The 20743-nt window shown below is 51.4% G+C and carries 20 protein-coding genes and 2 pseudogenes; 10 read left to right on the top strand and 12 right to left on the bottom strand.

From position 1 onward, the window contains the following. Window positions 1-87: 87 nt before the first annotated feature. From yidZ to D9741_RS19005, 11 genes are all read right to left on the bottom strand, one after another. Complete coding sequence (yidZ, locus tag D9741_RS19055; protein ID WP_130215098.1) at window positions 88-1047, bottom strand: HTH-type transcriptional regulator YidZ; 960 nt, start codon at window positions 1045-1047, stop codon at window positions 88-90. After that, window positions 1022-2197: a multidrug efflux MFS transporter MdtL gene (mdtL, locus tag D9741_RS19050; protein WP_130215100.1), complete on the bottom strand. Its 1176-nt coding sequence runs from the start codon at window positions 2195-2197 to the stop codon at window positions 1022-1024. Before mdtL ends, yidZ begins: the two co-directional genes overlap by 26 nt. 134 nt (window positions 2198-2331) lie before the next feature. Continuing rightward, the gene (tnaB, locus tag D9741_RS19045) at window positions 2332-3579 is read right to left on the bottom strand and encodes a low affinity tryptophan permease TnaB (protein WP_130215102.1); all 1248 of its coding nucleotides are present in this window, start codon (window positions 3577-3579) and stop codon (window positions 2332-2334) included. Window positions 3580-3670: 91 nt separating this feature from the next. After that, a complete protein-coding gene (gene tnaA, locus D9741_RS19040; RefSeq protein ID WP_130206804.1) occupies window positions 3671-5086 on the bottom strand; it encodes a tryptophanase in 1416 nt (471 codons plus the stop codon). A 222-nt stretch (window positions 5087-5308) separates the two neighbouring features. Beyond that, on the bottom strand, window positions 5309-5383 hold the full coding sequence (gene tnaC / locus D9741_RS19035) for a tryptophanase leader peptide (RefSeq protein ID WP_127447239.1): 75 nt from the start codon (window positions 5381-5383) through the stop codon (window positions 5309-5311). 242 nt (window positions 5384-5625) lie between these two features. Then, the gene (gene mnmE / locus D9741_RS19030; RefSeq protein ID WP_001282361.1) at window positions 5626-6990 is read right to left on the bottom strand and encodes a tRNA uridine-5-carboxymethylaminomethyl(34) synthesis GTPase MnmE; all 1365 of its coding nucleotides are present in this window, start codon (window positions 6988-6990) and stop codon (window positions 5626-5628) included. 105 nt (window positions 6991-7095) lie between these two features. Beyond that, a complete protein-coding gene (gene yidC, locus D9741_RS19025; RefSeq protein WP_064525945.1) occupies window positions 7096-8742 on the bottom strand; it encodes a membrane protein insertase YidC in 1647 nt (548 codons plus the stop codon). Window positions 8743-8744: 2 nt separating this feature from the next. Beyond that, window positions 8745-9002 (bottom strand): membrane protein insertion efficiency factor YidD, encoded by a 258-nt coding sequence (gene yidD, locus D9741_RS19020; RefSeq protein WP_001307474.1) that lies wholly within the window; start codon window positions 9000-9002, stop codon window positions 8745-8747. Further along, window positions 8966-9325, bottom strand: a complete 360-nt coding sequence (rnpA, locus tag D9741_RS19015) for a ribonuclease P protein component (protein ID WP_000239730.1) — start codon at window positions 9323-9325, stop codon at window positions 8966-8968. The genes yidD and rnpA overlap by 37 nt, the downstream gene beginning before the upstream one ends. A 16-nt stretch (window positions 9326-9341) precedes the next feature. After that, window positions 9342-9482 carry a 50S ribosomal protein L34 gene (rpmH, locus tag D9741_RS19010; RefSeq protein WP_000831330.1) on the bottom strand — a complete coding sequence of 47 codons (141 nt, stop codon included), beginning with the start codon at window positions 9480-9482 and terminating at the stop codon, window positions 9342-9344. A 238-nt stretch (window positions 9483-9720) separates the two neighbouring features. Beyond that, the gene (locus tag D9741_RS19005) at window positions 9721-9792 is read right to left on the bottom strand and encodes a hypothetical protein (RefSeq protein WP_123057980.1); all 72 of its coding nucleotides are present in this window, start codon (window positions 9790-9792) and stop codon (window positions 9721-9723) included. 296 nt (window positions 9793-10088) lie between these two features. Here D9741_RS19005 and dnaA point away from each other — a divergent pair, with 296 nt between their 5' ends. From dnaA to yidA, 6 genes are all read left to right on the top strand, one after another. Next, a complete protein-coding gene (dnaA, locus tag D9741_RS19000) occupies window positions 10089-11489 on the top strand; it encodes a chromosomal replication initiator protein DnaA (protein WP_000059100.1) in 1401 nt (466 codons plus the stop codon). 4 nt (window positions 11490-11493) lie between these two features. Then, a complete protein-coding gene (gene dnaN / locus D9741_RS18995) occupies window positions 11494-12594 on the top strand; it encodes a DNA polymerase III subunit beta (RefSeq protein WP_000673464.1) in 1101 nt (366 codons plus the stop codon). After that, the gene (gene recF / locus D9741_RS18990; RefSeq protein WP_000060112.1) at window positions 12594-13667 is read left to right on the top strand and encodes a DNA replication/repair protein RecF; all 1074 of its coding nucleotides are present in this window, start codon (window positions 12594-12596) and stop codon (window positions 13665-13667) included. The genes dnaN and recF overlap by 1 nt, the downstream gene beginning before the upstream one ends. A 28-nt stretch (window positions 13668-13695) precedes the next feature. Next, entirely contained in the window at window positions 13696-16110 is a 2415-nt protein-coding gene (gene gyrB / locus D9741_RS18985; protein WP_130206798.1) for a DNA topoisomerase (ATP-hydrolyzing) subunit B, read from the top strand. Window positions 16111-16349: 239 nt separating this feature from the next. Beyond that, on the top strand, window positions 16350-16748 hold the full coding sequence (locus D9741_RS18980) for a YidB family protein (RefSeq protein WP_205712847.1): 399 nt from the start codon (window positions 16350-16352) through the stop codon (window positions 16746-16748). A 114-nt stretch (window positions 16749-16862) separates the two neighbouring features. Beyond that, a complete protein-coding gene (yidA, locus tag D9741_RS18975; RefSeq protein WP_130215106.1) occupies window positions 16863-17675 on the top strand; it encodes a sugar-phosphatase in 813 nt (270 codons plus the stop codon). Between the two features lie 43 nt (window positions 17676-17718). Here yidA and D9741_RS18970 read toward each other — a convergent pair whose 3' ends face one another. Next, window positions 17719-18375, bottom strand: coding sequence for a hypothetical protein (locus D9741_RS18970; protein WP_130215108.1), 657 nt, complete (start codon window positions 18373-18375; stop codon window positions 17719-17721). A gap of 277 nt (window positions 18376-18652) precedes the next feature. Here D9741_RS18970 and dgoR point away from each other — a divergent pair, with 277 nt between their 5' ends. The 4 genes and pseudogenes from dgoR (at window position 18653) to dgoD (ending at window position 20682) form a co-directional block, all read left to right on the top strand. Further along, window positions 18653-19342, top strand: a complete 690-nt coding sequence (gene dgoR / locus D9741_RS18965) for a D-galactonate utilization transcriptional regulator DgoR (RefSeq protein ID WP_000174305.1) — start codon at window positions 18653-18655, stop codon at window positions 19340-19342. Window positions 19343-19370: 28 nt separating this feature from the next. After that, a pseudogene (locus D9741_RS18960) lies at window positions 19371-19472 on the top strand (2-oxo-3-deoxygalactonate kinase); the annotation flags it as partial. Beyond that, window positions 19466-19537, top strand: a pseudogene (locus D9741_RS18955) (2-dehydro-3-deoxy-6-phosphogalactonate aldolase); the annotation flags it as partial. The pseudogenes D9741_RS18960 and D9741_RS18955, both read left to right, overlap by 7 nt. Then, window positions 19534-20682: a galactonate dehydratase gene (dgoD, locus tag D9741_RS18950; protein ID WP_105228040.1), complete on the top strand. Its 1149-nt coding sequence runs from the start codon at window positions 19534-19536 to the stop codon at window positions 20680-20682. The pseudogene D9741_RS18955 and the gene dgoD, both read left to right, overlap by 4 nt. Window positions 20683-20743 lie beyond the last annotated feature (61 nt).

Below are 20743 nucleotides of genomic sequence, written 5' to 3'. Positions count from 1 at the left end.
AAAGCGGCGAAAAGTTCGATTCAGACAAATTTATTACATGTTTTTTACATTTCATCGCGAAATGTGGTCGCATTTTATACGATTTAATTATGCCATCGAGGCGTAAAGATTTTTAATGGTTTCCCGTAACCAGACGATCTTCGGGTTATGGCTGTTCCGTTTGTGCCACAGCAGAGTAAACGGCACTTCCAGCTTTTTTTGCTGGATTTCGTCAAACGGGAGAGGGAGTGCAACCAGTGGAAGCTGGTGGAGTTGGTTGTAGTACTGACAGTAGCGCGGTGCGGTCGCCAGTAGCAAATTGTCTGGCTGCGCCGCCATAAACAGTGACTGCTCGAATTCCGGCAGACTCATGGCAATCGTGCGTTCGCGTCCTGATTCCTGCAACACATTGTCCAGCGCCCAGGTATCGCTCTGTTCCCAGCAAATGCTGATATGTGGATAACGTAAAAAAGTATCCAGATCCCATTCTTCACGCAGCGCCGGATGATCTTTGCGCAACCAGACGCACGGTAAGTCTGTAAATAATACGTCATAATCAATAGACAACGGCAGAAGACTAAGCTGTTCTCGCGAGCGAGGGTGGCTTTCTCGTCCGGTAAAACCGATATCCACTTCGCCACGAATAATTGCATCCAACGAGTCATAATCCCAGTTGCGCAGTTTAATCGTCGCCTGTGGGTAACGCTGGTAAATATGTTTCGACAGCGCATTAAACATAATCATCATCAGCGGCGATTCTGCTGCCAGCTCAAACTTCAGACCACGTGGCGTTTGGTGGTGCGGTTTATCCAGCAGCAGATTGCTCATTTGCATCCACTCCGCCAGATTTTGCTCCATGCTGACCATCAGCGGCGTTGGCGTCAGGCCCAGCGGTGAGTTCACAAAGAGCAGGTCATCAAACCATATCCGAAGCTTTGCCAGAGATTTGCTCACCGCCGAAGGCGTCACGTTCATCCGCTTCGCCGCTTTGGTCACGCTGCGCTCCTGCATCAGCAATTGCAGGCAGAGCAGCAAATTCAGATCAAGTGTGGTGATGGATTTCTTCATGAGCGGTAACGGGGCGTCCAGGCGCGACGAGCATAATCAGCAACAGGCTCACTATGCTACAGGCAATCAGAATCCCGATCAGCATATTCCATGCGCCTACGCCGACTACCGCCGCTAGCCAAATCCACAGTGATGAACCGCAAACCTGTGCAATGCCTAATGTCGAACTGGCTACGCCCGCGCGTAATGAAAACGGCCCTAACGCCTGACTCATTGCCACGCCGAATCCCACTGAAAAACCAGCGCAAATCAACGTGATGCCAAACAGCGAAACTGCATGGGAAGGCGAAAACGCAAGAATGATTCCCGCCGCCAGAAATAACACCTGCGAGGTGATCATCAACGTACGTGGCTTAAAAATCCCCAACGCAAATGGCGTGGAGAATGATACGGTCATGCTAACACCTGCGGTCAACGCCATAATGGTGGCGTATTCTCCGCGCGCAAAGCCCATGATTTCCATCATCAATACTGGCGACGTATTCACGAAGGTAAGGATGACTGAGACGCTGAGGGTGGTGATAAGCACTCGGCTGAGGAAAAAGCGGTTAAGCAAAGACTCGGTATTTTCTCGTGTTTTGCCCGAAGCGGCAGGTGCCGCAGGGCGGGTTTCTTTTAAAATAAACAATGACAACACGAGTACCGCGACACCCATCAGCGCCATTACCCAGAACAGGCTCTGCCACGGGAACTTAAGCATAATCAGGTGGCCAAGCACTGGCGCTAACACCGGAATGATGCAAGTAATGCCGTTGAGTAATGACAGCACTTTTGCCCGACGTCGATCGTCCAGCGTGTCGCGTAAAATCGCGAATGCCACCACATAACAACAGCCCGCGCCGAGTCCCTGCAGAAAGCGTCCTGCAAGAAATAACGCGCTGGTTTCAGCCAGTGAACAGAGCACAGAGGCGATAATAAATAGCGCCGCGCCGGGGATGGCGACAGGTTTTCTCCCTGAACGGTCGGCCACTTTCCCGGCAAATAACATTGCTGCTGCCATCCCCGCAAGGTAAACGGAGAACGCAATATGCAACTGCGCTTCGCTGGCATTGAGATCGGCGGCGATGCGCGGTAAGCCGACCAGGTACATATCAATACCTGCGGGATAGAGTAAAACCAGAGCAAAACTACAAAATAAAAAGCGGGACATGGGATAAAGCGTCCTGACGGGAAGGTGACGCAAAGCATACGTGGTGAAGGAGAATCAGGCGAGTTGCCATTTGGACAAAAGAGATTTCCTTTCAGGCAAGAAGCCAGCGAATGACCGCTGGCTTCTTTAAGGGCTTAGCCAAATTTAGGTAACACGTTAAATACGTTGCCGAACCAGCACAAAATCACGGTGATACCAAAGAGAATGACAATCGCCGGAATAAGATTGCCGCCCCAGACCGTAAATATCTGATTGGGAAACTTCTTGCGAGCTTTGATTGCCAGCACCGCGGGGATAATGACCGCCCAGATGGTGGCGCACAGTCCGGCACCGCCAATCCCGTAAATAAAGCCATTCGGGAAGACGAGATACAACAAAGCGGGTGGCAGGAAGGTTAACAGCACGGTTTTGAAACGTCCGCCGTGGGAGTTATCAATCTTAAACAGATCCGCCAGGTAATCGAACAGCCCAAGCGTGACGCCAAAGAACGAACTGGCGACAGCTAAGTTGGAGAACACCAGCAGGCAAAATTCGATAATGCCATGCTGTTTGGTGCCGAGGAACGTTTTTACCAGTGAATCAACGTTGCCGCCCGAGGAGATAATCGCTTTAAAACTTTCTCGCGAGATATTCCCCATCGTGCAATAAAGCCAGAAGAGATAAATCACCAGTGCCAGCAGCGAGCCGAAAACTACGCTTTTGATTAGTTTATCTTTCTTTTTGCCATAGCAAATAATCAGACTGGGAATATTGCCGTGGAAACCAAATGACGCCAGACACACCGGCAAAGCCATAAAGATATACGGGAAGTAAGACGTTCCCGCAGTCGTGCTGGTGGAATCGCGCAGAATGGAATAATCGACCTGGAAGAAGAAAGAACCAAACACGATCACAAAGGAGATAATCTTCAGCCCGAGGAACAACGAGGTAATACGACTGGCGGCTAAAGAGCTTATCCACAATACGCTGGCAACGAAAATGGCCGTACAGATCCCGACAATGCGTGGATTAGCGTGATAGCCCAAATTCATCGATATCGTTTCGCTAATGATTGCGCCGTTAGCAGAGATATAAGCATAAGTGAGAATATAGAGAACGAAGGCAACGGTAATGCCGCTAATAATGTTCCAGGTGTTGCCAATTAAATCTTTGGTGATGGTGTTAAAACTGGAGCCGACGGGGTAATTTAAGTTTGCTTCTAATAATAATAGACCTGAATGTAACATTGAAAACCAGGCGATAATAAGAATAAAAGCGCCCCAAAAAAACCAGGCACCGGCAAGGTCAACAGGTAAAGCAAACATCCCACCGCCAATTACTGTACCGGCTATAACCATAACACCCCAAAATGCAGAGTGCTTTTTTTCTGATTGATCAGTCATGATGCCACCTTTAGAGGAAGGCTATTTTTGTTATTGAGGATGTAGGGGAAATAGAGTGGCTAACATCCTTATAGCCACTCTGTAGTGTTAATTAAACTTCTTTCAGTTTTGCGGTGAAGTGACGCAATACTTTTGGTTCGTAGGTAAAGGTTAATCCTTTAATATTTGTCGCGTTCTCTTTCACATGTTTGAAGGCTTCAATAATGAAGTCCATATGTGTTTGGGTATATGTTGCGCGTGGAATGGTTAAACGCAGCAGTTCTGCCGGGCAAGGCAGTTGTTTACCGGTTTTCGGATCGCGACCTAACAGGAAGGAACCAATTTCTACCGCACGGATACCGGCGACTTTATACAATTCGCACGCCAGTGCCTGTGCCGGGAATTGATCTGCCGGGATATGTGGCAACAGTTTACCGGCATCAACGAACGCCGCATGACCGCCCGCCTGCTGGCATACTACGCCAATCTCTTCCAGACCATCGACCAGATACTGCACCTGCGCAATACGATAAGCCAGCCAGTCATGGTTCATGCCGTCATACAGACCCACCGCCAGACGCTCCATCGCACCGCCTTCCAGACCACCATAAGTCGGGAAGCCTTCCTGCACTACGCACAGCGTTCTGCATTCGGTGTAGACATCGAAGAAGCTGTCGTCTTTCACGCACAGCAGGCCGCCCATCGGTACCATCGCATCTTTCTTGGCGGACATCGCCAGCATATCGGCATATTTATAGGTTTCGCGAGTGATCTGCTCGATAGTCCAGTCTTTATATTCCGCTTCACGCTGTTTGATGAAATAGGCGTTTTCGGCAAAGCGCGCGGAGTCCATCACTACCGGAATATCGTATTTCTTCGCAATGCTGTACATCGCTTTCATATTTGCCAGTGAAACCGGCTGGCCGCCTGCGGAGTTGCTGGTAATGGTCGCAACGATATACGGCACGTTATTCGGGCCAACTTCTTCAATACCGCGTTCTAATCCTTCGAGGTCAAAGTTGCCTTTAAAGTCGTAACGTACGCCAGTATCGAAGGCTTCTTTGATATAGACGTTACGCACGGTACAGCCGTTAATCTGGCTATGGCCCTGAGTGGTATCAAAGAAATAGTTAGAGAACGCCACCATTTTGCTGCGATCCAGACCTTTTTCCTGCTCGCGTTTTTTAATCAGTACTGGAATATAGATTTGCTCTGCGCCACGGCCCTGGTGAGTCGGAATAGTGTATTGATAACCAAAGATATTTTTCACTGACTCGGCTAACGCATAGTAGCTGCGGCTGCCACTGTAGGCTTCGTCGCCGCGCATCATCGCTGCCTGCATACTTTGGGTTACCGCCCCGGTGCCGCTGTCGGTCAGTAAATCGATAAACACATCTTCGCTATCCAGCAGGAACGGGTTCATACCAGATTTAATAATCGCTTCTTCACGGTAAGCGCGAGTCGTACGTTTTACTGGCTCAATAACACGAATCCGGAACGGTTCAGGGAGATGTTTAAAGTTTTCCATTGCATAATCCTTCATTTATTTTAATTACAGTGATCCCTGTGAATATTGCGTCTGCAATAACCATTAATTCACCATATTTATGTATGTGAGTACATTTATTTAGACGAGCAAATAGATAAAGCAATAATGGCTTGTCTAAAAGGTAAAATTAAGGCATGGCAAACTAATAGATCACATTGAATCTAATTGGTTTGACTCTGGTGATAGCTACAGAAGGGCAAATTAAGGGCGGTGATCGACAATCCTGTTGTCAATATTGAACCACTTTGAGGTCACACATATATGTAAGATATTCATAATGCACTTATCCTCGAAAGACATGTTGCTACACTATTACATTAAGATTTTTATATCTATTCCTAAGTTTATTAAATGTGAATCGAATCACAATCGTTCGAGATGCATTATTAAATGTTTTTTTCAGAAAAATACGCTGCATTAAAATTTTAATCTTTATAAGATGAATTGATTAATAAAAAGAATGCAAACAGGAAAACAAAGCCGCATCCTGACTACCAGATGCGGCTTCGTAAGTGCGGTTACTTACCGATACAGAAGCTGGAGAAAATCCGCCCCAGTAGGTCGTCAGAGGTAAACTCCCCGGTAATCTCGCTCAAGTTCTGCTGCGCCAGGCGCAGCTCTTCCGCCAGCAATTCGCCAGCCCATGCGCCCAACAGCTGTGCTTTACCTTGCTGCAAATGCTCCGCCGCCTGTTCCAGCGCCTGTAGGTGACGACGGCGCGCCAGGAAGCCGCCTTCCATGTTGGTGTCAAAGCCCATGCTCTGTTTGAGATGGTTACGCAGCACGTCCACACCTTCACCAGTTCTTGCCGAGAGACGAATTAACGCGTGACCGTTCACTTCGCTCATTCCCAGCGTTTCGCCGGTGATATCGGCTTTATTGCGCACCACGGTGATCGGTAGTTTCGCAGGCAGACGGGCGATAAATTCCGGCCAGATCTCTGCCGGATCAACAGCGTCTGTCGTGGTGCCATCGACCATAAACAGCACGCGGTCGGCCTGTTCAATTTCCTGCCACGCACGCTCGATACCAATACGTTCCACTTCGTCACTGGCTTCACGTAACCCGGCGGTGTCGATGATATGCAGCGGCATTCCGTCAATGTGGATATGCTCACGCAGCACGTCACGTGTGGTTCCGGCGATATCGGTTACGATCGCCGCTTCACGGCCAGCCAGCGCGTTTAGCAGGCTCGATTTACCGGCGTTAGGACGTCCGGCAATCACCACCTTCATCCCTTCGCGCAACAGGCTGCCCTGACGTGCTTCAGCACGCACTGCATCAAGATCGGCAATTACGTCATTGAGCTGGGCTTCAATTTTGCCGTCGGAGAGGAAATCGATCTCTTCATCAGGGAAATCAATTGCCGCTTCGACGTAAATACGCAAGTGGGTGAGGGCTTCCACCAGATGGTTAACCCGTGCGGAGAATGCGCCTTGCAGCGAGTTAAGTGCCGAACGGGCTGCCTGTTCCGAACTGGCATCGATCAGATCGGCAATCGCTTCTGCCTGGGCTAAGTCGAGTTTATCGTTAAGAAACGCGCGTTCGGAAAACTCACCCGGGCGGGCAATCCGCAGGCCGGGAATGGTCAGAATACGTTTTAACAGCAGGTCGAGGATCACCGGACCGCCATGACCCTGCAGTTCCAGCACATCTTCGCCGGTGAACGAGTTCGGGCCAGGGAACCATAGCGCAATCCCCTGATCGAGCACGCTGCCGTCGGCGTCTTTAAACGGAAGATAATCGGCGTAGCGCGGCTTAGGCAGTTTACCCAGCACGGTTTCGGCAACTTCACGGGCTTTGAGGCCGGAGATGCGCAGGATGCCAACGCCGCCACGTCCCGGAGGCGTGGCCTGGGCTACGATAGTGTCATTATCGCTCATGATGTTCCTGTTGCTTTGTGTGGCGGATGCGCGGCGCTTATCCGCCCTACGAAAAGAAAAAAGGCGGTCAACTGACCGCCCTTATTTTAGCGAAAACTCACCGAATCAGGATTTTTTCTTCTCGCGGCTATGCAGGCCACGTTTTTCCAGACCACGGTAAATCAGCTGCTGCTGAATAATGGTAACCAGGTTGCTGACGATATAGTACAGCACCAGACCTGACGGGAACCACAGGAAGAACACGGTGAAGATGACCGGCATAAAGGTCATGATCTTCTGCTGCATTGGGTCGGTCACAGTGGTCGGCGACATCTTCTGAATGAAGAACATCGTTACGCCCATCAGGATCGGCAGGATGTAGTACGGGTCCTGTGCAGACAGGTCGTGGATCCACAGTGCAAACGGCGCCTGACGCAGTTCAACGGAACCCATCAGCATGTAGTACAACGCCAGGAAGATTGGCATCTGGATAATCAGCGGGAAGCAGCCGCCCAGCGGGTTAACCTTCTCAGCTTTGTACAGCGCCATCATTTCCTGGCTGATACGCTGTTTGTCATCGCCCAGACGCTCACGCATAGCCTGAATCTTCGGCTGCAGCATACGCATCTTCGCCATGGAGGTGTACTGCGCTTTGGTCAGCGGGTACATGATGCCACGAACGATAAAGGTGATGATGATAATGGAGAAGCCCCAGTTACCCACAAAGCTATGGATCCATTTCAGCAGTTTGAACAGCGGCTGAGAAATGAACCACAACCAACCGTAATCAACGGTCAGATCCAGGTGCGGAGCAACAGCTGCCATTTTGTCCTGGATTTCCGGGCCAACCCACAGGGTGCTGTTCATCGCGCCAGTCTGACCTGGCTGAACCAGTACCGGCTGAGATTTATAGCCGATAGCGGCGATGCCGTTACCCAGATTAGCGGTGTAGAAGTTGTTGGTGCCATCGTTATGTGGGATCCACGCAGTCGCGAAATACTGTTGCAGCATCGCCACCCAACCACCTTTCGAAGAGATGTTCAGGTTTTCGTTATCGGCAATGGTATCGAACTTGTATTTCTCGTACTTCTCGTCAGGCGTGGAGTACGCCGCGCCACGGAAAGTATGCAGTGCGAAGTTGCTGCTTCCAGTGTCGAGATGCGGTGGCAGATTGATGGATTGCTTCAACTGACCAAAGGTGGAGATCTCCAGCGGTTTTTCGCCAGCGTTCTGCACGTTGTAGTTGACGTTGACAGCGTAATCACCACGTTTCAGGACAAACGTTTTGGTAAACGTGTTGCCTGCCGCGTCGGTATACGTCATCGGCACCTGCAGTTCGTTTTGACCTTCAGCCAGCACATAAGCGTCTTTTTCAACGTTATACAGCGGACGCGGGCCGTTAGCCGGGTTATCCGGGCCATCACGACCGGTCAGACCGCTCTGTGCCTGATAAATAAACTGCGGTGAAGTTTCCAGCAGCTGGAACGGCTGGGTAGAGTTCAGCTCTTTCGGGTAAGCCGGGAGCAGAGCCTGTTCAACATCACCACCACGGGTGTTGATGGTCAGATCAAGCACGTCGGTCTTAACAGAAATCAGTTTCCCCTGGCCACTGGCCGGTACGCCCTGGTCGGCGGCGCTACCCGCTGCGGTGGTCGTTGTCTGCGTGGTCTGTTGGGCCTGAGGTTGCGGGTTTTTATCCTGCTCCCAGGCTTGCCAGATCATGAAAGACACGAACAGCAAAGCGATGACTAAAAGATTGCGTTGCGAATCCATCGTTAGTGTTCTCTGGTATCAAATGGTCCGGGCGGGACGGGATCGTCACCACCAGGGTGTAAAGGGTGGCATTTTAATACGCGTTTCACCGTCAACCAACTGCCTTTTATCACTCCAAACCTGCGCAATGCCTCAATTCCGTAGCTTGAACAGGTTGGAGTGAAACGACAATGCGGCCCGAGTAGCGGACTAATCAGGCGTTGATAGACCCGAATGAGGGCTATCAGGACCCGCGAGCCAGGCGACAGTGGCGGCGCCATAATTTTTCCAACGCTTCCGAGAGAGCACGGTTATCGAGGTCGGCAACCCCTTTTTTCGCCACCACCACGAAATCCATAGCCGGGAGTTCATGTTGGCGCAGACGGAAGCTTTCACGCGTCAGACGTTTAATCCGATTGCGTTCATGCGCGCGTCGAACGTTTTTCTTGGCGACAGTAAGACCGATACGGGGATGCCCCAGCGAATTCAGGCGGCCGAGAATGGTAATTTGCGGCGTGCCAGCCCGTTGTGGCTGCTGGAAGACGAATGTGAATTGACTGGGAGTTAACAAACGTAACTCCCTGGGAAATGCGAGCTTAACCACGCAGGGGTTAGCTATATTACTTAGAAACGGTCAGACGAGCGCGGCCTTTAGCACGACGACGTGCCAGAACCTGACGACCATTTTTAGTAGCCATACGAGCACGGAAGCCGTGAGAACGGTTGCGCTTCAGTACAGACGGTTGAAAAGTGCGTTTCATGGCGATTTCTACCTAAACTTGAATAAATTCAATGGCTTTATTGGATATCCGCCGAAAAATGAAACGATGGACACCGAAGCCATGGGTGATTAAAGAGGCCGGATTGTAATAATTGTACACTCCGGAGTCAATTCTCTTTCCTTATTTACCGCGCTTTTCCGCACCTTTTCGTTGAGAAAATGTACGGTCTCACACCAGTGAAAACCAGCATGGCGCGCCGGGGCGAGGATTATACGGGCTACCGGGTAAAGCGCAAGGATCGTCCAGGATCTTTATTAGATCGATTAAGTCTAATTTTGTCTAAGGTCATTAAATTTTCCAATATGCGGCGTAAATCGTGCCCGCCTTGCGGCAGGATCGTTTACACTTAGCGAGTTCTGGAAAGCCCTGTGGATAAATCGGGAAAATCTGTGAGAAACAGAAGATCTCTTGCGCAGTTTAGGCTATGATCCGCGGTCCCGATCGTTTTGCAGGATCTTGATCGGGCATATAACCGCAGACAGCGGTTCGTGCGTCACCCTCATGCAGGGTCTTTTCGACGTGCGTCAACAATCATGAATGTTTCAGCCTTAGTCATAATCGACTTTTGTTCGAGTGGAGTCCGCCGTGTCACTTTCGCTTTGGCAGCAGTGTCTTGCCCGATTGCAGGATGAGTTACCAGCCACAGAATTCAGTATGTGGATACGCCCATTGCAGGCGGAACTGAGCGATAACACGCTGGCCTTGTACGCGCCAAACCGTTTTGTCCTCGATTGGGTAAGGGACAAGTACCTCAATAATATCAATGGACTGCTAACCAGTTTCTGTGGAGCGGATGCCCCACAGCTGCGTTTTGAAGTGGGCACAAAGCCCGTGACACAAACGCTGAAAGTCCCTGCCAGCAATACAGTTGCACCCGCTCAGGCAGCGCAGGTGCAGCCGCAACGTGCTGCGCCTTCTACGCGCTCAGGCTGGGATAACGTTCCGGCTCCGGCAGAACCGACCTATCGTTCCAACGTCAACGTTAAACATACGTTTGATAACTTCGTCGAAGGTAAATCTAACCAACTGGCGCGCGCGGCGGCTCGCCAGGTGGCAGACAACCCGGGCGGCGCCTATAACCCGCTGTTCCTTTATGGCGGCACGGGGCTGGGTAAAACTCACCTGCTTCATGCGGTGGGTAATGGCATTATGGCGCGCAAGCCGAATGCCAAAGTGGTTTATATGCACTCCGAACGCTTTGTTCAGGACATGGTAAAAGCCCTGCAAAACAATGCGATCGAAGAGTTTAAACGCTACTACCGTTCCGTTGATGCGCTGCTGATCGACGATATTCAGTTTTTCGCCAATAAAGAACGATCCCAGGAAGAGTTTTTCCATACCTTTAACGCCCTGCTGGAAGGTAATCAGCAGATCATCCTCACGTCGGATCGCTATCCGAAAGAGATCAACGGGGTTGAGGATCGTTTGAAATCTCGCTTCGGCTGGGGGCTGACTGTGGCGATCGAACCGCCAGAGCTGGAAACCCGCGTGGCGATCCTGATGAAAAAGGCCGACGAAAACGACATTCGTTTGCCGGGCGAAGTGGCGTTCTTTATCGCCAAGCGTCTACGATCTAACGTACGTGAGCTGGAAGGGGCGCTTAACCGCGTCATTGCTAACGCCAACTTTACCGGACGGGCGATCACGATTGACTTCGTACGTGAGGCGCTGCGCGACTTACTGGCTTTGCAGGAAAAACTGGTCACTATCGACAATATTCAGAAGACGGTGGCAGAGTACTACAAGATCAAAGTCGCGGATCTCCTTTCCAAACGTCGATCCCGCTCGGTAGCGCGTCCACGTCAGATGGCGATGGCGCTGGCGAAAGAACTGACTAACCACAGTCTGCCGGAGATTGGCGATGCGTTTGGTGGTCGTGACCACACGACGGTGCTTCATGCCTGCCGTAAGATCGAGCAATTGCGTGAAGAGAGCCACGATATCAAAGAAGATTTCTCTAATTTAATCAGAACATTGTCATCGTAAACCTATGAAATTTACCGTAGAACGTGAGCATTTATTAAAACCGCTACAACAGGTGAGCGGTCCGTTAGGTGGTCGTCCTACGCTACCGATTCTCGGTAATCTGCTGTTACAGGTTGCTGACGGTACGTTGTCGCTGACCGGTACTGATCTCGAGATGGAAATGGTGGCACGCGTTGCGCTGGTTCAGCCGCACGAACCAGGGGCGACGACCGTTCCGGCGCGCAAATTCTTTGATATCTGCCGTGGTCTGCCTGAAGGCGCGGAAATTGCCGTGCAGCTGGAAGGTGAGCGGATGCTGGTGCGCTCCGGGCGCAGCCGTTTTTCGCTGTCTACCCTGCCAGCGGCGGATTTCCCGAACCTCGATGACTGGCAGAGCGAAGTCGAATTTACCCTGCCACAGGCGACGATGAAGCGTCTGATCGAAGCGACCCAGTTTTCGATGGCGCATCAGGACGTTCGTTATTACTTAAACGGTATGCTGTTTGAAACCGAAGGTGAAGAACTGCGCACCGTGGCGACCGACGGTCACCGTCTGGCGGTCTGTTCAATGCCAATTGGTCAGTCTTTGCCAAGCCATTCGGTGATCGTGCCGCGTAAAGGCGTGATTGAACTGATGCGTATGCTCGACGGCGGCGACAATCCGCTGCGCGTGCAGATTGGCAGCAACAACATTCGCGCTCACGTTGGCGACTTTATCTTCACCTCGAAACTGGTGGATGGTCGCTTCCCGGATTACCGCCGCGTTCTGCCGAAAAACCCAGACAAACATCTGGAAGCTGGCTGCGATCTGCTCAAGCAGGCGTTTGCTCGCGCGGCGATTCTCTCTAACGAGAAATTCCGCGGCGTGCGTCTGTATGTCAGCGAAAATCAGCTGAAAATCACCGCCAACAACCCAGAACAGGAAGAAGCGGAAGAGATCCTCGACGTTACCTATAGCGGTGCGGAGATGGAAATCGGCTTCAACGTCAGCTATGTGCTGGATGTCCTGAACGCGCTGAAATGCGAAAACGTGCGCATGATGCTGACCGATTCGGTTTCCAGCGTGCAGATTGAAGATGCGGCCAGCCAGAGCGCGGCTTACGTTGTCATGCCAATGAGACTGTAATGTCCCTCACCCGCTTGTTGATCCGCGATTTCCGCAATATCGAAACCGCGGATCTCGCTTTATCTCCCGGCTTTAACTTTCTGGTAGGTGCCAACGGCAGTGGCAAAACCAGCGTGCTGGAAGCCATCTATACGCTCGGCCATGGTCGGGCGTTTCGCAGTTTGCAGATTGGTCGCGTCATTCGCCATGAGCAGGAGGCGTTTGTTCTCCACGGGCGATTACAGGGCGAAGAGCGCGAGACGGCGATTGGCTTAACCAAAGACAAACAGGGCGACAGCAAAGTCCGTATTGACGGTACTGACGGGCATAAGGTTGCGGAGCTGGCGCATCTGATGCCAATGCAGCTGATAACGCCAGAAGGGTTTACTTTACTCAACGGCGGCCCCAAATACAGAAGAGCATTCCTCGACTGGGGATGCTTTCACAACGAACCTGGATTTTTCACCGCCTGGAGCAATCTCAAGCGGTTGCTCAAGCAGCGTAATGCGGCGCTGCGCCAGGTGACACGTTACGAACAGCTACGCCCGTGGGATAAAGAATTGATCCCGCTGGCGGAGCAAATCAGCACCTGGCGCGCGGAGTATAGCGCCGGTATCGCGGCCGATATGGCTGATACCTGTAAGCAATTTCTCCCTGAGTTTTCTCTGACTTTCTCTTTTCAGCGCGGCTGGGAGAAAGAGACAGAGTACGCTGAGGTGCTGGAACGTAATTTTGAACGCGATCGCCAGCTAACCTACACCGCGCATGGCCCGCATAAAGCGGACTTACGCATTCGCGCCGACGGTGCGCCGGTGGAAGATACCTTATCGCGTGGGCAGCTTAAACTGCTGATGTGCGCCTTACGTCTGGCGCAAGGAGAGTTCCTCACCCGTGAAAGCGGGCGGCGGTGTCTCTACCTGATAGATGATTTTGCCTCTGAGCTTGATGATGAGCGTCGCGGGTTGCTTGCCAGCCGCTTAAAAGCGACGCAATCACAGGTCTTTGTCAGCGCGATCAGTGCTGAACACGTTATAGACATGTCGGACGAAAATTCGAAGATGTTTACCGTGGAAAAGGGTAAAATAACGGATTAACCCAAGTATAAATGAGCGAGAAACGTTGATGTCGAATTCTTATGACTCCTCCAGTATCAAAGTCCTGAAAGGGCTGGATGCGGTGCGTAAGCGCCCGGGTATGTATATCGGCGACACGGATGACGGCACCGGTCTGCACCACATGGTATTCGAGGTGGTAGATAACGCTATCGACGAAGCGCTCGCGGGTCACTGTAAAGAAATTATCGTCACCATTCACGCCGATAACTCTGTCTCTGTACAGGACGACGGGCGCGGTATTCCGACCGGTATTCACCCGGAAGAGGGCGTATCGGCGGCGGAGGTGATCATGACCGTCCTGCACGCAGGCGGTAAATTTGACGATAACTCCTATAAAGTGTCCGGCGGTCTGCACGGCGTTGGTGTTTCGGTAGTAAACGCCCTGTCGCAAAAACTGGAGCTGGTTATCCAGCGCGAGGGTAAAATTCACCGTCAGATCTACGAACACGGTGTACCGCAGGCTCCGCTGGCGGTTACCGGCGACACCGATAAAACCGGCACGATGGTGCGTTTCTGGCCCAGCCTCGAAACCTTCACCAATGTGACCGAGTTCGAATATGAAATTCTGGCGAAACGTCTGCGTGAGTTGTCGTTCCTCAACTCCGGCGTCTCCATTCGTTTGAAAGACAAGCGTGATGGTAAAGAAGACCACTTCCACTATGAAGGCGGTATCAAGGCGTTCGTTGAGTATCTGAACAAGAACAAAACGCCGATCCACCCGAATATCTTCTACTTCTCCACCGAAAAAGACGGTATCGGCGTTGAAGTGGCGCTGCAGTGGAACGATGGCTTCCAGGAAAACATCTACTGCTTTACCAACAACATTCCGCAGCGTGACGGCGGTACTCACCTGGCAGGCTTCCGTGCGGCGATGACCCGTACCCTGAACGCCTACATGGACAAAGAAGGCTACAGCAAAAAAGCGAAAGTCAGCGCCACTGGCGATGATGCGCGTGAAGGCCTGATTGCCGTTGTCTCCGTGAAAGTGCCGGACCCGAAATTCTCCTCTCAGACCAAAGACAAACTGGTTTCTTCTGAGGTGAAATCGGCGGTTGAACAGCAGATGAACGAACTGCTGGCAGAATACCTGCTGGAAAATCCGACCGACGCGAAAATCGTGGTTGGCAAAATTATCGATGCTGCCCGCGCCCGTGAAGCTGCGCGTCGCGCTCGTGAAATGACCCGTCGTAAAGGTGCGCTGGACTTAGCAGGCCTGCCGGGCAAACTGGCGGACTGTCAGGAACGCGATCCGGCGCTCTCTGAACTGTACCTTGTGGAAGGGGACTCTGCGGGTGGCTCTGCGAAGCAGGGGCGTAACCGCAAGAACCAGGCGATTCTGCCGTTGAAAGGTAAAATCCTCAACGTCGAGAAAGCCCGCTTCGATAAGATGCTGGCTTCCCAGGAAGTGGCGACGCTGATCACCGCGCTTGGCTGCGGGATTGGTCGTGACGAGTACAACCCGGACAAACTGCGTTATCACAGCATCATCATCATGACCGATGCGGACGTCGACGGTTCGCACATTCGTACGCTGCTGTTGACCTTCTTCTATCGTCAGATGCCGGAAATCATCGAACGCGGTCACGTTTACATTGCCCAGCCGCCGCTGTACAAAGTGAAGAAAGGTAAGCAGGAACAGTACATTAAAGACGATGAAGCGATGGATCAGTACCAAATCTCCATCGCACTGGATGGTGCTTCCTTACATACCAACGCCAGCGCACCAGCTTTAGCGGGCGAAGCGTTAGAAAAACTGGTGTCTGAGTACAATGCGGCGCAGAAAATGATCGTGCGTATGGAGCGTCGTTATCCGAAAGCAATGCTGAAAGAGCTTATCTATCAGCCAACGCTGACGGAAGCCGACCTCTCTGATGAGCAGACCGTTACCCGCTGGGTGAACGCGCTGGTCAGCGAACTGAACGACAAAGAGCAACACGGCAGCCAGTGGAAGTTTGATGTCCACACCAATGCCGAGAAAAACCTGTTCGAGCCGATTGTTCGCGTGCGTACCCACGGCGTGGATACTGACTACCCGCTGGATCACGAGTTCATCACCGGTGGCGAATATCGTCGTATCTGCACTCTGGGTGAGAAACTGCGTGGCTTGCTGGAAGAAGATGCGTTTATCGAACGTGGCGAGCGTCGTCAGCCGGTAGCCAGCTTCGAGCAGGCGCTGGACTGGCTGGTGAAAGAGTCCCGTCGCGGTCTTTCCATCCAGCGTTATAAAGGTCTGGGCGAGATGAACCCGGAACAGTTGTGGGAAACCACCATGGACCCGGAAAGCCGTCGTATGCTGCGCGTTACCGTTAAAGATGCGATTGCCGCCGACCAGCTGTTCACCACGCTGATGGGTGACGCCGTTGAACCGCGTCGTGCATTTATCGAAGAGAACGCCCTGAAAGCGGCGAATATCGATATTTAATGGCGTTAACAATGCGAGCGTGCCTGATGCGCTACGCTTATCAGGCCTACAAGACTTATGCAATGTATTGAATTTTCATGATTTTGTAGGCTGGAGAAGGCGTTAACGCCGCATCCGGCAAGAAGCTTTAAGAAAAGGGCGGAAATTATCTCCGCCCTTTTTATTTCTGCAATCCGCAATTATCATCCCGCAGAACTATACTTTTTGAGTCAACACGTAATGCTTTACAGGTGATTATCATGGGGCTTTTTGATGAAGTTGTCGGTGCCTTTCTGAAAGGCGATGCGGGGAAATATCAGGCGATTTTAAGTTGGGTTGAGGAGCAGGGCGGCATTCAGGTGCTGCTTGAAAAACTGCAAAGTGGCGGCTTAGGTGCCATTCTCACATCCTGGTTGAGTAACCAACAAAGTAATCAACCGGTGAGCGGAGAACAACTGGAGTCGGCGCTCGGCACAAATGCGGTGTCCGATCTTGGACAAAAACTCGGTGTTGATACCAGTGCTGCTTCCAACATGCTGGCGGAACAATTGCCGAAGATTATTGATGCTCTATCGCCGCAGGGCGAAGTTTCGCCACAAGCCAATAACGATTTGCTTTCCGCAGGCATGGAATTGCTGAAAGGAAAACTTTTCCGCTAAGCAAAAGGGGAGCACGCAACGCGCGTTGCATCCCCGTTTTCCATCAGGTGTTGTACTGATTTTTGAGCGCAATCGCGTTAGCATGGGTCAGGAAACAATCTACCTGGGGAACTCATGGCTATCAAACTCATTGCTATCGATATGGATGGCACCCTTCTGCTGCCCGATCACACCATTTCACCCGCCGTTAAAAATGCGATTGCCGCAGCTCGCGCCCGTGGCGTGAATGTCGTGCTAACGACGGGGCGCCCTTATGCAGGCGTTCACAACTACCTGAAAGAACTGCACATGGAACAGCCCGGCGACTACTGCATTACTTACAACGGCGCGCTGGTACAGAAGGCTGCTGATGGCAGCACCGTGGCGCAAACAGCATTGAGCTATGACGACTATCGTTTCCTGGAAAAACTCTCTCGCGAAGTCGGTTCTCATTTTCACGCCCTGGACCGCACCACGCTGTACACCGCTAACCGTGATATCAGCTACTACACGGTGCATGAATCCTTCGTTGCCACCATTCCGCTGGTGTTCTGCGAAGCGGAAAGAATGGACCCCAATATACAGCTCCTGAAAGTGATGATGATTGATGAACCCGCTATTCTCGACCAGGCCATCGCGCGCATTCCACAGGAAGTGAAAGAGAAATACACCGTGCTGAAAAGTGCGCCGTACTTCCTCGAAATCCTCGATAAACGCGTTAACAAAGGTACGGGTGTGAAATCACTGGCCGACGTGTTAGGTATTAAACCGGAAGAAATCATGGCGATTGGCGATCAGGAAAACGACATCGCAATGATTGAATATGCAGGTGTTGGTGTGGCGATGGATAACGCTATTCCTTCGGTGAAAGAAGTGGCGAACTTTGTCACCAAATCCAACCTTGAAGATGGCGTGGCGTTTGCTATTGAGAAGTATGTGCTGAATTAATCTGTGGGCGGGCAAACAGCATGAATGCGTTTGCCCGCAGCGATTAACAATTTCTGGTCGTGCATAAAATCAGGAACTGGAGTGGTGACGTTACTATATCCAGCGTAAGAGTGACAGGTAGCAGCGCGTTAACGAGGCCGCGCGGGACGCCATCTGTTGTTTTGTACTCATAAAATCCCACCGTAAAGGGTTGATGGAAAACCATCACGTTTGAGTAATCCGCTTTTTTATTTTTCTGGTGGATAGAGCCTTTCAGGCCGTACAGCATCCATGTACAACGCCGGGTATCACAAATAAAACCATATTGTGTTGCCAGTGCCTTATCTTCTTCGTTGTTCCAGTCGTAATAGAGCGTAATAGCACCAGAGAAATTCTTGTTACTGCTGCTTAAAATAAATTTCGCGTTATCATGGACGGTGATTCTTTCACCATGAATTGCCGGATCGTTCAGCATTTTAACCACCTCATCGCCGCCGTTGGTCAACAGGTAGTCCAGCGATTCTCCTACAAAAACAAAGCCTTTCGTACCATTACTATCCTCTGCCAGCGATAAACCCTTAATCGTGTCTGACCGCCATTGCTCGGCATGTGAAGGGCTTGCGGTATTGGAAACCAATCCCCAGGTGATACATCCGGTCAACGCGAATGCCAAAGAACACAAACCGGCAGCCTTAAAAAATCCTTTAAAATTCAACTTCATGATTAATCCTTTAAACAAGAGTGCTAAGCCGTTGAAAGCATACTCTTATTTCCCTCCTGATTAGCGCCCGACATCCCTTTTCAGATTTCTGCCCGGCGCATGTCATTTTTTATGCATTGTTCTTTTTGTGATCTAAATTGTAGTACAACAATATAACTTTGTACTACATTACACGCACAGTAAACGCGAACGTCATCACGCTGGTACTACAAAGTTGCCGCGTTATGCATCGATCGGGGTAAAGTAGGGAAGAACATACAGAGCACAAGGACTCTCCATGACTCTCAATAAAACCGATCGCATTGTCATTACGCTGGGTAAACAGATCGTTCACGGCAAATACGTGCCAGGCTCGCCGCTTCCGGCTGAGGCGGAACTCTGTGAGGAGTTTGCAACCTCGCGCAACATCATCCGTGAAGTGTTCCGTTCGCTGATGGCGAAGCGACTGATTGAAATGAAACGTTATCGCGGGGCGTTTGTAGCACCGCGTAACCAGTGGAATTACCTCGACACTGACGTACTGCAATGGGTGCTGGAAAACGACTACGACCCACGGCTTATCAGTGCAATGAGCGAAGTACGAAATCTGGTGGAACCTGCGATTGCCCGCTGGGCGGCGGAGCGCGCGACTTCCAGCGATCTGGCGCAGATTGAATCGGCGCTGAACGAGATGATAGCCAACAATCAGGATCGCGAGGCGTTTAACGAAGCGGATATTCGCTATCACGAGGCGGTACTGCAATCGGTGCATAACCCGGTGTTACAGCAACTTAGCATCGCGATCAGTTCGCTGCAGCGGGCGGTTTTTGAACGAACCTGGATGGGCGATGAGGCTAACATGCCGCAAACGCTCCAGGAACATAAGGCGCTGTTCGATGCGATACGGCATCAGGACGGCGATGCGGCAGAGCAGGCGGCGCTTACCATGATCGCCAGCTCGACACGAAGGTTAAAGGAAATCACATGACAGTGTGCTACATCGCAATTGACTGGGGAATATCTCTATAATCCCCAGCGTGTGCCTCTCTCATGACGATAACCACAATGATATGCGTGGTGAAGAAACCCAATTGCACGGCGCGCAGGCACCGGGCAATCCGTAGAACGTACCACGTAGCAGGCAGCAGCATTTGTTAAGGCGTATCGAGAGGCAGTGCAATGAAAATCACCAAAATTACCACGTATCGTTTACCTCCCCGTTGGATGTTCCTGAAAATTGAAACCGATGAAGGCGTGGTCGGTTGGGGCGAGCCCGTGATCGAAGGCCGCGCCCGTACGGTGGAAGCGGCAGTTCACGAGCTGAGCGACTATTTGATTGGTCAGGATCCATCGCGCATCAACGACTTATGGCAAGTGATGTATCGCGCCGGATTTTATCGTGGCGGTCCAATCCTGATGAGCGCCATCGCCGGGATCGACCAGGCGTTATGGGATATCAAAGGCAAAGTGCTGAATGCGCCGGTCTGGCAACTGATGGGCGGCCTGGTTCGCGACAAAATTAAAGCCTACAGTTGGGTCGGCGGTGATCGTCCGGCGGATGTTATCGACGGCATTAAAACCCTGCGCGAAATCGGCTTCGATACCTTCAAACTGAACGGTTGTGAAGAACTGGGGCTAATTGATAACTCCCGCGCGGTAGATGCGGCAGTCAACACCGTGGCACAAATTCGTGAAGCTTTTGGCAATCAGATTGAGTTTGGTCTTGATTTCCACGGTCGCGTCAGCGCGCCGATGGCGAAAGTGCTGATTAAAGAACTGGAACCGTACCGCCCGCTGTTTATTGAAGAGCCGGTGCTGGCGGAACAAGCCGAATACTACCCGAAACTGGCGGCACAAACGCATATTCCACTGGCGGCGGGTGAACGCATGTTCTCACGCTTCGATTTTAAACGTGTGCTGGAGGCAGGCGGTATTTCGATTCTGCAACCGGATCTCTCCCACGCAGGCGGTATTACCGAATGCTACAAAATTGCCGCAATGGCAGAAGCCTATGATGTGACCCTTGCGCCGCACTGTCCGCTCGGACCGATTGCACTGGCCGCTTGCCTGCATATCGACTTTGTTTCCTATAACGCGGTACTTCAGGAACAAAGTATGGGCATTCATTACAACAAAGGCGCGGAGTTACTCGACTTTGTGAAAAACAAAGAAGACTTCAGCATGGTCGGCGGCTTCTTTAAACCGCTAACGAAACCGGGCTTAGGCGTGGAAATCGACGAAGCTAAAGTTATTGAGTTCAGTAAAAATGCCCCGGACTGGCGTAATCCGCTCTGGCGTCATGAAGATAACAGCGTAGCAGAGTGGTAATTCCTGCCACGTAAGCCCCTCATCGGGCACTAAAACAGCAATACAAAAATATAACCCTCTG

This window comes from Escherichia sp. E14V7, from assembly GCF_004212225.1.
Classification (GTDB): Bacteria; Pseudomonadota; Gammaproteobacteria; order Enterobacterales; family Enterobacteriaceae; genus Escherichia.
This window is presented reverse-complemented; position numbering and strand designations above follow the sequence as displayed.